The sequence below is a fragment of the Streptomyces sp. NPDC127595 genome (assembly GCF_042671685.1).
Lineage (GTDB): Bacteria > Actinomycetota > Actinomycetes > Streptomycetales > Streptomycetaceae > Streptomyces.
Genome location: NZ_JBHXWK010000019.1, coordinates 40,973 through 53,599, shown reverse-complemented (window position 1 = coordinate 53,599; position 12,627 = coordinate 40,973). Strand labels below are relative to the sequence as shown.

The 12,627-nt window shown below is 69.3% G+C and carries 10 protein-coding genes; 1 reads left to right on the top strand and 9 read right to left on the bottom strand.

The annotated features are described in order from the left end of the window. The first annotated feature begins 115 nt into the window (after nt 1-115). On the top strand, nt 116-1,957 hold the full coding sequence (locus ACFVKT_RS38320) for a sigma-54-dependent Fis family transcriptional regulator (protein ID WP_385740967.1): 1,842 nt from the start codon (nt 116-118) through the stop codon (nt 1,955-1,957). 480 nt (nt 1,958-2,437) lie between these two features. Here the strand turns inward: ACFVKT_RS38320 and ACFVKT_RS38315 are convergent, their stop codons facing one another. From ACFVKT_RS38315 to ACFVKT_RS38275, 9 genes are all read right to left on the bottom strand, one after another. Continuing rightward, nucleotides 2,438-3,325 carry an NAD-dependent epimerase/dehydratase family protein gene (locus tag ACFVKT_RS38315; protein ID WP_385740965.1) on the bottom strand — a complete coding sequence of 296 codons (888 nt, stop codon included), beginning with the start codon at nt 3,323-3,325 and terminating at the stop codon, nt 2,438-2,440. 102 nt (nt 3,326-3,427) lie between these two features. Beyond that, nucleotides 3,428-4,357, bottom strand: coding sequence for an NAD(P)-dependent oxidoreductase (locus ACFVKT_RS38310; RefSeq protein WP_385740962.1), 930 nt, complete (start codon nt 4,355-4,357; stop codon nt 3,428-3,430). A 64-nt stretch (nt 4,358-4,421) separates the two neighbouring features. After that, nucleotides 4,422-5,441 carry a substrate-binding domain-containing protein gene (locus tag ACFVKT_RS38305; RefSeq protein WP_385740959.1) on the bottom strand — a complete coding sequence of 340 codons (1,020 nt, stop codon included), beginning with the start codon at nt 5,439-5,441 and terminating at the stop codon, nt 4,422-4,424. A gap of 82 nt (nt 5,442-5,523) precedes the next feature. Further along, nucleotides 5,524-6,627, bottom strand: a complete 1,104-nt coding sequence (locus tag ACFVKT_RS38300) for an ABC transporter permease (protein WP_385740956.1) — start codon at nt 6,625-6,627, stop codon at nt 5,524-5,526. After that, entirely contained in the window at nt 6,624-7,649 is a 1,026-nt protein-coding gene (locus ACFVKT_RS38295; RefSeq protein ID WP_385740953.1) for an ABC transporter permease, read from the bottom strand. Before ACFVKT_RS38295 ends, ACFVKT_RS38300 begins: the two co-directional genes overlap by 4 nt. 109 nt (nt 7,650-7,758) lie before the next feature. Further along, nucleotides 7,759-9,342, bottom strand: a complete 1,584-nt coding sequence (locus ACFVKT_RS38290; RefSeq protein ID WP_385740950.1) for a sugar ABC transporter ATP-binding protein — start codon at nt 9,340-9,342, stop codon at nt 7,759-7,761. Next, nucleotides 9,339-10,205 (bottom strand): class II fructose-bisphosphate aldolase, encoded by an 867-nt coding sequence (locus ACFVKT_RS38285; RefSeq protein WP_385740947.1) that lies wholly within the window; start codon nt 10,203-10,205, stop codon nt 9,339-9,341. Before ACFVKT_RS38285 ends, ACFVKT_RS38290 begins: the two co-directional genes overlap by 4 nt. Then, nucleotides 10,199-11,671 (bottom strand): four-carbon acid sugar kinase family protein, encoded by a 1,473-nt coding sequence (locus ACFVKT_RS38280; protein ID WP_385740944.1) that lies wholly within the window; start codon nt 11,669-11,671, stop codon nt 10,199-10,201. The genes ACFVKT_RS38285 and ACFVKT_RS38280 overlap by 7 nt, the downstream gene beginning before the upstream one ends. Then, nucleotides 11,668-12,351, bottom strand: a complete 684-nt coding sequence (locus ACFVKT_RS38275) for an aspartate/glutamate racemase family protein (protein WP_385740941.1) — start codon at nt 12,349-12,351, stop codon at nt 11,668-11,670. The genes ACFVKT_RS38280 and ACFVKT_RS38275 overlap by 4 nt, the downstream gene beginning before the upstream one ends. Between the last annotated feature and the right edge of the window lie 276 nt (nt 12,352-12,627).

The following is a 12,627-nucleotide window of genomic DNA, read 5'->3' as shown; positions in this document are numbered from 1 at the left end:
AAAAGACGGCGTGTCCCACATTCGGACACTTGCGACAGCTCCGTTCTGGTCACGGCTCTTCCCTGGAAGGGTCCCGGTCGAGAAGATCGAGGAATCCCATCGGAAGGGATGCCAGATGGACACCGTCGACCGTCGCGTCGCCATCGCCGCCGCTCGCACCGGCTTCCTGACCTCCGGATCAGCTGTCGAGGGCAGTGTCACCGATGTCGTGGCCGCGTCCTGGCGGCGCTCCCGCACGGCTGGCGTGGACGCAACCACCGCTCAGGCGGCCTTCCACCATGACCTGGACGTGCAGAGCCGACTGGTCCGCTGCTCACAGCCGATCATCGACCGGCTGAGCGAGGAGACCGCGGACATTCCGCTCAGCATCGCCCTCACCGATGGGAAAGCCCGGGTACTGACCCGCGTCGACACCGCCCGGACCATCGGGCTGATGCTGGACAAGGTCTCGTTCGCCCCCGGCTTCGAGTACGCCGAGGGTGGCGTGGGGACGAACGGCGTCGGCACGGTCTTCGAGTCCGGGCAGCCGATCCAGATCGTCGGTCCGGAACACTTCCACGAGCGCCTGCAGCCGTTCGCCTGCTCCGGGACGCCGGTACGCGATCCGTTCAGCGGCCGTATCGAGGGCGTCCTGGACATCAGCTGCCTTACCGAGCACTCGAATCCGCTGATGCACTCGCTGGTCAGGGCCGCCGCCCACGAGATCGAGCGCAATCTGCTGATCGACCGCACCCACAACCAGCAGGCGCTCTTCGAGACGTTCGTGCGCGTCGACGCACGGTCGCGGGGCGCCGTCATAGCACTCGGCGGAACGGTGACGATGGCCAACGCCTTCGCCCATGTCCTGCTCACGCCCGCGGAACAGCAGACCGTCCAGGACCACGCCCGGCACCTCATGAGCCGCCGGGACCGCGCCGTGGACCAGCTGCAACTGAGCACCGGAAAGATCATCCGGGTCCGCGGCACCCGCATCAGCGCGGGGCACGACGTGGTGGGCATGGTCGTCGAGGTCGCGCTGATCGCGGACGGCCTTCCCGACGGACCCGTTCCTCCCGCCTCCCAGACCGAGCTTCCCGCGCTGACCGGGGACAGCGGAGCGACCCTGAGCCTGTCGCAACTGCTCACCCCTTCGACGCTGAGCGGCAGTGGCCGCTCCCCGCTGTGGCAGCGGGCCTGCAAGGACATCGGGTCGTCGCTGTCCCGCCACGAGGCGCTGCTGGTCATGGGAGAGACCGGCACCGGCAAGTTCTCGCTCGTCGCCGAGATCTATCACCGGGTCAATCCCGGCGGGCGCAGCCTGCTCTTCGACGCGGTGAACATCTCGCGCTCGAGCTATACCGATGCGGAGGTCGCCCTGGAGGCGACGGCCATTCCGACGCTGTACATCTTCCGCAACATCGACCAGTTGTCGACGGAGGGCGTCGAGCGGCTCAACACCTTCCTGCTCGCCGTGGCCGACAGCGACCGTCCGGCCTTCGTCGCCGCCACGCTGTCCGATGCCAACATCGACTCCGACCTGCCGTTCCACGACCTTCTGGTGCACTTCCAGCAGGCCGCGACGGTACCGGCACTGCGCCACCGCACCGAGGACATCCCCGGCCTGGTCGCCCAGGTGCTCGACAAGATCGCGGCGAAGCGCGACACCCGGGTCAGCCCGGCGGCCCTGCGGGTGATCTGCCAGTACTCCTGGCCCCACAACATCAAGCAGCTCGAGGAGGCCTTGTCCGCGGCGCTGCTCAAGCGGCCCGTCGGAGAGATCCAGCCGCAGGACCTGCCCGGCTACTGCCACGACGCGGCGCGGCGCCAGCTCACCGGTATGGAGGCCGTCGAACGCGACGCCATCATCAAGGCGCTCCACGATGCCAACGGCAACCGCGTCCAGGCTGCCACCGCACTCGGTATCGCGCGCTCATCGCTGTACCGCAAGCTCAAGAGCTTCGGGATCACGACGATCTGACCCGTCCGCCGCGGTGCTCGCACTCGCCCGCGGGATGAACCTCTCCGGTCAGACGCCCACGATCGGACGCCGGCGCGAGCAGCGGCTTGGCCTTCCTCTCGCCGGTTCCGGGCTAACGCGGCGACGGCCGATCACCAACCGTGATCGCCTCCGCGAGCCGGTGAGGATCGCCCACCGTGATTGGTACAGCGTGCGGCCGTGGGTGCGCAGCCGAGGACCGGGATCCGGCTCAGGTCCGGGATCGCCGTTCCCACGGTGGCCGCTGCGCGTCCGCTGTCCCGGGCGTGACAGAGCCGTGCCCCGGTCCGCGAAAGGACCGGGGCACGGCCAGGTGAGGACCGACCGGGTCAGGCAGCCCACCCTCACCCTTCTTCGCCGGCACGCTGCTCGCGAGCATCTCCTACGGGTGCAGGACGTCGGAGGTGCCCGGCCGGCGCGCGGGGAAGTCGTGGGAGACCGGGCCGTTGGCGCCCGGTCCGGTCAGGCCTCGACGAGCTCGTTGCCGTCCTCGTCGAGGTAGTCACGCCAGGAACGCTTCGGCTGCCAGCCGAGCAGGCGCTGCGCCTTGGCCGAGGAGATGCCGGAGGCGTCTGCCCGTGCCAGGTCACGGAGCTCGATCCGGTCGCCGTAGTACTTGCGGAGGATCTCCGCGAAGTCACGGCCGCCGACGTTGTCGGGCGAGGCGATGTAGAAGACCTCGTGGCCGGGCAGGTCGGATTCGGCCGCGAGGACGATCGCGTCCGCGAGGTCGTACGCGTCGATGTAGCTCCAGAGGTTCGGGCTGAGCACCGACGCGTCACGCACCTGCGGTCCGAGGTTGCGCGCGTAGTTCCCCTTGTGCTGGACCCAGCTCGGCCGGATCGAGATGGCGCGGATGTCCGAGCGCTGGACCGCCGCGTCCATCAGCTGCTCCGAGAAGAGCTTGGACAACGCGTACGGGTCCTGCGGGCGGGCCGGGTGCTCCTCGTCCACCGGCGCGTAGTCCGGCAGGAAGGGCCGCTCCGGGAAGAAGAAGCCGGGAACGGTCTCCGAGGAGATGTTGACGAAGCGCTTCACTCCGAACCGGACGGCCGCCTCGAGCACGTTGAACGTGGCCATCAGGTTGTTCTGGAAGACCACGTGCGACGGGTTGTGAGTGGGCTCGGGGATGGCCGCCACATGGACCACGACGTCATGACCGCGCACCAGCGCATACGCGTCGCCGGAGTTGGTCAGGTCGGCCATCTGGTAGTCCGGCGTGCCGGGGGCGGGGCGGTCGAAGTCCGGGCGGGCCAGGTCGGACGCGGTCACCTGGTGCCCGGCCTGGACCAGGGCCTCCGTGGTGGCGCGCCCGACCTTGCCCAGGGCTCCGGTTACGAGGATTCGCATGGTGCTTTCTCTCATTCTTTCTCTCGGTTCCGCCGAGGTACCTGGCCCGGACGTGTACCGGACAGGGCGGCGGGCGGTCTCTCAGGGGGTGTTGCAGGTCTTTCAGGGAGTGGTTGTTGCACCCGGGGGTTGGGGTCGGCCCTCGGCCCGGTTGGTGTTCCAGCGTCGGAAGAGTTCGATGAGGCTGGAGTCGTCGGCGTCGACGAGGCCCTCTCCGATGCCCATGGTGAACAGCTGGGCGGCCGCGGAGGCCAACGGCACCGGGACACGGCTCCGTTGGGCCTGTTCCACGACCAGCCCCAGGTCCTTGACGAAGAGGGACAGCGAGCTGCGCACCGGGTCGTAGTCCCGCCGCAGCATGCGTTGGCCACGGTCGTCGAGCATGAAGGACCCCGCGGCACCGCCCCGGATGGTCTGCCACACAGCGGTGGAGTCCAGTCCGAGTGACTCGGCGTAGGCGAGCGCCTCCGCCGCGGCGGCGATGTGCACTCCGCACAGCAGCTGGTTGACCAGCTTCACCGACTGTCCGTCCCCTGCGCCACGGCCGACGTGGGCGACAGTGCTGCCCAGGGCGTCGAGAACCGGTCGGCAGCGGTCGAACGCGTCGTCCGGGGCGCCGGCCATGATGACGAGGTCCCCGGTGAGGGCCCGCGCCACGCCGCCGCTCACCGGAGCGTCGACGACGGCCACCTCCCGCTCGGCCAGTGCGGCGGCCAGACTTCGCACCGCGTCTGGTCCGATGGTGCTCATCACCACCACGGTGGACCCCGGCGCCGGCACGGGATCCGTACCGTCTTCGGGGAACAGTGCCTGCTCGGCCTGGGCCGCGTCACGGACCATGACCATGATCAGGTCGGCGCCCTTGGCAGCCTGCGCCGGGGAGACGGCAACGGTGATGCCGTCCGCCCCGGCCCGGGCCCTGGCGCCGGGCGCCCGGTCGAAGGCGGTGACCGCGGCGGCTCCGGAGGTGTGGAGCCGGCGTGCCATCGGCAGGCCCATGGCACCGAGTCCCAGCCATCCGACCTTCGTCATGCGACCTCCTTGTCCTGGGCCGGGAACCGGGGAGTCTCACCGGCCGGTGGGGCTACCGGGTGGGTCACCACTGGTAGTCGTCGATGTTGTTCTTGGTGAAGATCAGCGGCTCGGAGAAGGTGATGACACCGTCCTTCGCGGTGAAAGAGCCGAGGTCGCCCGCCGTGAACGTGCTGTTCGGGCCGATCTTGTTGTCGTAGGCGAGTCGTGCGACATGCATGACCAGCTCGCCCTCCTTGGTCTCGTCCCACAACGGCGAGCAGGGGATGACGCCCGACTTCACGTACTGACGGATGGACGCGGGGTCCGACGTTCCGGTCACGAAGACCTTGCCGGCCTTGCCGAGCTTCTGGACCGCTTCGGCCGCGGCGGCCTCGGCGGCACCGTCGGGCGCGATGATGGCCTTGACGTTCGGGTAGGCCTGGAGGATGTTCTGGGCGGCGGTGAGCGAATGGGACGGGCTGGACTGTCCGTACTGCGTCGTGACGATCTTGATGCCGGGGTGGTTCGCCGAGAGATTGTCCTTGACGGCCTTGATCCACTGGTTCTGGATGGTCGCGTCCGGGGTGGAGGACAGGATCGCTATCTCGGCCTGCGAACCGGCCGGCTTGGCGACACAGTCCACCAGTGCCTTGCCCATGGCGGGCAGGTCGGTGTTCTGGACGAAGAAGTCCCGGGCCTCGGGCAGCACGTCGGAGTCGTACGAGATCACCTTGATGCCCTGCTTCCGGGCCTGCACCAGGGTGGGTGCCAGCACCGACGGGTTGTTGGCCGTCGTGGTGATCACGTTGTACCTCTGGGCGATGAGGCTGTTGAAGACCTGCACCTGTCCCTGCGCCGAGGCGTCGACCGGCCCGGTGTAGTTGAACTTGATGTTGAGCTCGGCCGCGGCCTTCTCCGCGCCCTGCTGGTTGGCCTTGAACACGGCCAGGCCCACGAGCTTGGGGACCATGGCGACCTTGAGCTGGCCGCCGGGGGACGCGGTACCGGCGCCGGTGCTGCCACAGGCGGTGGTGATGAGCATGGTGGCGGCCGAGGCCGCCGCGATGGCCGCCCATCTGGTGCGGGAGAGGATGCGGGACATGACGGTTCTGCCTTTCTGGGGGTGTGTACGGCGCTGTACCGAGCCGGCCGTCGCCGGGGAGACGGACCGGACGAAAGGGGACTTAGTGCGGGGCCTTGCCCGGCGCGACCGGGTGCGGAGTGGTGCCACGCACCATTCGGAGGCGGTTTCGCAGGCGCTCGGCGGGACTGCCCTCGGCCGAGCCGACGAACATCTTCACCGCGATGGCGGCCAGCATGACCACGCTGATGACCATGTTGCTGGTGAGCTGGGAGTAGCCGGAGATGAGCAGGCCCTGAGTGAGGTAGCCGAGGGCGAAGACGGCCACGATGACGCCGATCGCCCGGCCCCTGCCGCCGAAGATGTCCACGCCACCCAGGACGATCATGGTGAGCGCGGGCAGCAGCAGGCTGTCGCCCAGGTCGGCCCGGACCGCGCTGTAGAACGCTCCGAGCATCAGTCCGGCCACGCCGGCCATCAGCGAGGAGAACATGTAGGCCCGTACCAGCTGGGTGTTGACCTTGATTCCTGAGTACCGGGCCGCGCTCGCGCTGTGTCCGATCATGGTGATGGACCGACCGAACTCGGTGCGGGTCATGAGCAGGAGGACCACGACGGCCAGCACCGCGAAGATGATCAGCTGAATCGGGACCTGGCCGATCGTGCCGGTGCCCAGCGTGGTGAAGGACGTGGGGAAACCGTACGGCGGGGAGTTGCCGGCGACCCCGGTGGAGATGCTCGTCGCGATGAACCCGACGGCAAGGGTACCGATGAGGGGTTCCAGCCGGCCCCGTACCACGAGCAGACCGTTGGCCAGGCCCACCAACAGGGCCACCAGCAGACCGCCGAGCGCGGCGAGCCAGATGTTCGTGCCGCCCTTCCACAGTGCCGCCATCACCACGCCGGAGAGGCTCGCGGTGGAGCCGACCGACAGGTCGATGCCTCCGCTGAGCACCACCGGCGCGAGGCCGAGGGCGACGATGCCGGTCGTGACGAACTGCTGGGACAGGGAGAGCAGCCCGCTGCCGCCGTTGAAGAAGTCCGGCGAGCTGACGGAGAAGTAGACCAACTCCACCACGAACAGCACCAGGAGACTGGATTCCCAGCCACCGAACCTGCTGATCAGGCCTCTGGCGCGGACGGTTCGCCGGTGACTGGTGCCTTGAGTGGCCGCCGGAGGCTTGGGGGCGACGGACAGGTCGGTCATGATGTGCTTCCTTCCACGCCGCCGGCCGGGCGGGAGAGTCGAGCGTCGAGCAGGACGGCGATCAGGATGAGGGCGCCCTGGCCTGCGGTGTTCCAGATGGCCGGCACGCCGGAGAAGACGAGGGCGGTGAGCACCAGGGAGAGGAACAGGCTGCCGAGCACACCGCCCAGCACGCCGCCGCGACCTCCGCTGATCATGGTTCCGCCGATCAGGACCGCCGCGATGGACTGCAACTGCATGCTCTCCGCGGTGCCGGTGGTGGCGGTCGCCGCGGCGGTGTGCGCGATGTAGACCAGCCCCGCGAGACCGGCCAGCAGACCGCTGACGAGGTAGGTGCTGAACACCGTGAGCCGGACGGGGATGCCGACCGCCCTCGCCGCGGGTTCGTTGTTGCCCACCGCGAAGACGTTGCGCCCGAAGACCGTGTAGCGCAGGACGGCCCAGCACACCACGGTGAGGACGCCGAGGAGCAGCACTGGCCGGGGCAGGCCGGGTACGAGGGGGTTGTTGCCGAACGCGTCGTAGGACGCGGGCACGCTCGTGACCTGGTCGCCGTTCGTGTAGAGGAACTGGAAGCCGCCGAAGAGGCCGAGAGTGCCGAGGGTGACGATGATCGGCGGAATGCGGACCACGCTGACCAGGAAACCGTTGACGGCCCCGAGTACGAGTCCGATCGCCAGGGCGAGCAGGACGGCTGCCCCCAGACCGAGTCCGTTGCGCGTCGCCATCAGACCGGTGACCACCGCGGTGAGCCCCATGATGGGTGCCACCGACAGGTCGATGCCCCGGCTGATGATCACGAACGTCTGGCCCAGCGCGATCAGTCCGAGGACGACCGAGTTCAGCATGATGAACTCGATGTTGCCGCGGGTGAGGAACCCGGGGTGGAAGGACCCGACGAGGGCACTGATGACGAGGAGCGCCACGACGAGCTGCGCCGAGCGGTTGCGCAGGATGACCCGGACAGACTGCCTGCGCAGCGGCGGGGCCGCTGGTGAGAGATGCGTTGCTGTTGCTTGCATGAGCGCTCCTGGCGCGGGTGGGCTGGGGTACGGGGAGTGGGGCGCGCTGCTGTACGGGGAGGTGAGCTGCGCTGCGGGTGCGAGGAGTTGTGCTGTGCCGTGCTGCGGATCAGGCTTCGGGCTCGGCGGATCCGAGGATGAGTCGGCCGATGTTCGCCATGGAGATCTCCTGGCCCGTCAGCTCTCCGCGGATCCGGCCTTCGTAGACGGCCAGGACGCGGTCGCAGAGCCGGACCAGTTCCTCCAGCTCGGAGGAGATGACCACGACTGCCAGCCCCTCTTGGGCAAGGCTGTCTATGACTTCGTAGAGGTCTTCCTTGGCGCCGGCGTCGACACCGCGGGTGGGCTCGTCGAAGACGGCGGCCTTCGGGGAGGTCAGGAGCGCTTTGCCGAACAGGCAACGCTGCTGGTTTCCGCCGGACAGCGAGCGGATGGGCAGGTCGAGCGAGGCCGCGCGCACCTTCAGCCGCTGCGCCATCTCGGCCGTTTCGCGCCGCTCGCGACCGAGGTCGAGCAGCCCGAACTTCGAAGAGCGGAGGCGGTTGACGACGCTCGCCGAGACGTTCTGGGTGACCGTCATGTCCAGGAAGGCGCCGTTCTTGGCCCGGTCCTCCGGCAGGTAGACCAACCCTGCGTCGATGATCTGGTTCAGCGGCAGGGAGGACAAGGGCGTGCCGTCGATGGTCACGGTGCCGCTCGTACGGCCCCTGAGGTTGACCATGGTCTCGGCGATCTCGGTGCGTCCGCTGCCCACCAGGCCTGCGAATCCGAGCACCTCGCCGCGCCGGACCGTGAACGAGACGTCGGAGAACGCCGGGGGGCTGCTCAGCCCGGAGACCTCGATGACCGTCTGGTCGGTGGCGTGGCTGATCTCCTTGCGGCGGCCGAGATCGATGGCTCGGCCGACCATCTTGTGCACGAGGTCCGCCGGATCGGCCCCGGGGCCTTCGACGCTGCCGACCAGATGACCGTCGCGCAGCACGGAGATGCGGTCGCTGATCTCGAGCACCTCGTCCATGCGGTGGCTGATGAAGCCGAGCACATAGCCCTGTCGCTTCAGGTCACCGATGACCTCGAAGAGTCGCTCGACCTCGTGGCTGGTCAGCGGGGAGGTGGGCTCGTCGAAGAAGATCACCCGGGACTTGCGTACCAGCGCACGGGCGCATTCGAGGAGCTGCTGCTGGGCGATGGTGAGGGCGCCGACCGGGGTCCTGACGTCCACGGACAGACCGACCAGGGGAAGGATCTCCTCGGCCCCCCGCCACATCCGCGTCCAGTCCAGGAGCCGCAGCCCGCGACCGCGCTTCGGACTGTTGCCGAGGTAGAGGTTCTCGGCGACGGACAGATGCGGCAGCAGCGAGGGTTCCTGCGGGACCAGGTAGACGCCCTGTTCCAGCGCAGCGCGCGGGCTTCCCAGCGGAACGGAGGCGCCGTCCATGCTGAACTGCCCGGAGTCGGCCCGGTAGATGCCTGAGAGGATCTTCAGCAGAGTCGACTTGCCCGCGCCGTTCTCACCCATGAGGGTGTGCACCTCGCCCGGACGGAACGCGAGCGAAAGGTCGTCGAGAACGGTGACGCCCGAGAACGCCTTGCTCACGTGTTCTGCCAGGTAGCCCTGCTGGAGCGCGTGGTCGGGCGCGGGAACTGTGGCGGCGCGGCCCGTGCGGATGTCTTCGGTGGCGGCACTGGTCATGTTTCCTGCCCTCCTCGTGGCAGCCCGGCGAACAGCCGGATGCGGTCCTCGGCTGCCGCCGCGACGGAGTCCCGCGCCGCGTTCAGTACGCGCTGCAGGTGGTAGCCGTCCTCCCGGGCAGGGGCGAGGGTCTCGTCGAGGGCGCCGAAGCACGCCCGCCGCAGCTCCGCGTTGACATTGATCTTGGCGACGCCGCTGTGGACCGCCGCGCGCAGCACGTCGTCCTCGACACCCGAGGCACCGTGCAGGACGAGCGGGACCGGGACGACCGCCGCGATGTCGGCCAGCAGGTCGAGGTCGAGCCGGCCGCCGTCGGCGCTGAAGCCGTGCACGTTGCCGATCTGTACCGCCAACGCGTCCACTCCGGTGCGCTCCACGAACTGCGCCGCCTGAGCGGGGTCGGTGAACAGCGCCTCGGGTTGGGCGGACACCGAGCGGTCTTCCTCGCCGGGGATGGCGCCCAGCTCGCCCTCCACCCACACCCCGGCCTTGTGCCCGGCGGTCACGGCGGCCCTGGTGAGCTCGATGTTCTCCTCGAAGGGAAGGTGGGATCCGTCGATCATGACCGACGAGCACCCCAGGTCCAGGCATGCCCGGACCTCCGCAAGGTCGCGGCTGTGGTCGAGGTGGACGCCCAGGGAGGCACTCGACGCGCCCGCCACGTCGACGGCCAGCCGGGTGAGCACCCCGAGGTCGACGTGGCGGAAGGCACCCGCTCCCAGCTGGAGAACGGCGGGGCTGCCGGCCGCCTCGGCGGCCCGGCACAGCGCGATCGTCGTCTCCATGTTGTAGGTGGTGAACGCGCCGACCGCGCGGCGCTCTTTGCGCGCGGCGATGAGTTCGTCCGCGTTGACGCTCAGCAAGAGGTGTCTCCGTTCAATATGCGGACGGCGGCAAGCAGGTCGTCGCCGTCCCCGACGTTCCCGGCGAACACCACGTACGGAAGGCCGACGTCGATGCCGTCCTCGGCCTGCCAGACCGAGACCATCCCCGGCAGCAGCGAGCCGAGCACGTTGGCCCGGCTGCTCCTCAGGCCGTACGTGAACACGTCGCTGGACGTGATGCCGCCCTTGGCGAGCAGGAAGCGCGGGGACCTGATCCCGACGACCTGCCCGACGGTGGTGACCAGAGCCTCGGAGACCGCCCGGGCGATGGCCAGGCTCTCCCGCCCGTCACCACCGGTGACCAGCTCCCTGCTGGTGACCAGCAGTACGTCCCTGCGCTCCAGCGCGGAGACCACCTGTCGCACGGCCGTCCGGACGGCGAGGTCGGCCTCCGCCGGGTCGAGCAGCGAGCGGACGTCCAGTTCGACCTGCTCCACCTCGCCGCTGTCCCGCAGCGTCGTGACCTGCTGCGTGGTCAGGGTCACGTGGGAACCGACCACCACCAGGCCGTGCCCTTCACGGGGTCCGCTCGGATAGATCTCCTTCCCCCGCACCGGGGGGCGTTCGCTGATGCCGCCCCGGGCCCTGACGAACGAAGGGCCGGTGCGATAGAGAAAGTGCCGTCCCTCCGCCTCCACCTGAAGGAGCGCCAGGAGGACCGCTTCCAGGTCGGTGGCCTCGACGGCGTTCACCACAGCGACCCGTCCGTTGCTCAGCTCGCGCAGCAGGGCTGCGATCCGGTCCGGGCCACCGGAGCGGATGTCCTCGAGACCGATGCTGAGAACGTCCTGCGCCCTGATCCCCCCGCCGGTCACTTCCTCGACGTAGTCGGGCAGGTGTGAGGTGGAGAAGGAGAACGTCGCATCGGTGGCGTAGTGCGAGTCGGACACCGGCCTGAGCCAGTCGCCCTCGACGATCCAGTGCTCGTCCCCGGCGGTCACCCGGCCGGCCTCGAGGTACGCCGGGCAGAAGATCACGCCGTCGACGTGCTGCCCGTTCGCGCCGAGCGTCTCGATGATCGCGGACGTCTCGGCCGCGAAATGGCCCCGGAGCGTCGAGTCGCCGCGGCTGATCACGCTCACGGGTACGCCCTCGGCCTCCGCGGCCGCCAGCAGGTTCGTCACGACCTCGCCGTTGACGGCTGCGGCCGAGGCTTCGTCCAGGCTGCGGGTGTTGGTCAGGACGTAGGCCACCCGGCTGTCACGGTTCAGCGCCCAGCGCAGATCCTCCACGTTCCACCGGGTCACCACGGGAACGTCGTGGACGGTTTGCGTCCCGGTGGGGTCGTCGTCGAGGACCACGATCCGGCGACCGTCCCCCGCGAACGCCTCCCGCAGGGCGGCGTCCCAGGTTCCGGCGGCGGCCGGCCCGGGCACGCCGGCCAGTACGTCGGTGCGGCGTGCCCTGCCCCGCGCGGCCTCGTGGTGAGGCACGGTCAGGCTCATGCCGACCGCCCGTTCAGCACGTGGACCGCGTTCTCCACACCGCTGCGCGGGCTGGAGAGCACGGGCTTGCCGACGGCTTCGGCGATGGCGGGGGCCAGTCGCGCCATGGATGCCTGGGCCAGCACGATCGCGTCGGCCTGGGTGGCGAGCTTGCGCGCCCCCTCGATGACCAGGGCGTCGTGGCCGTCGCGGTCACCGGACATCAGCGCACCGAAGGCGCCTTCGCATAGATGCTCAACGACGGAGATGGAGCGCCCCGCGGCCTGGGCCTTCTCCTCGACCATCGCGCGGGTGGGCGGCAGGGTGGTGGGGACGGTCGCCATCACGCCGATGACGTCACCGGCGTCTATTGCTGCCGCGGTCATGGCGTCGTCGATCTTGATGATCGGCACGGACACCACACGCCGGGCCTCGTCGATGGCGGGCCCCAGTGAGGAGCAGGCGGAGAAAATGACATCGGCGCCGGCGGCTTCCGCGGCCTGGGCCAGATGCACCATGCGGTGAGCGCTTGCGGGCGAGATGAACCCGTCGCGCATCACGGTCGCGAGTACGTCGCTGTCGACGAAGTGCATGACCTTGGCGTCGGGCGCCAGCTCCGCTAGGTAGTTGTTGATCATTGGTTCGACGTTGACGAAGACAAAGCTGGTGTGCAGCACAGCAATCGAGGATCCGGTGGACACCGAGGGCTCCTTCGGGTGTGGGACATCGGCCCTCGTGCCGGATCGGCTCGAGGACGGGGAGGCACAGCAGGGGAAGGCACCCCGGCGGCGCGGGCAAAGAAGGAGAGATGGGCCCCCGCGCTGACGGCGGGAGCTTGCCGCCCGGCACGGCCGGGTGGACACGGTCCACCACCGGGCGTCACGCCGGCCGGGGCGTCGCGTGGCGACGTGCCGGGCCGGGCATGGCTATGCCGGTGCGGACGGAGCGGTGTTCAGAAGTCCGTGCGAGGTGGCTTC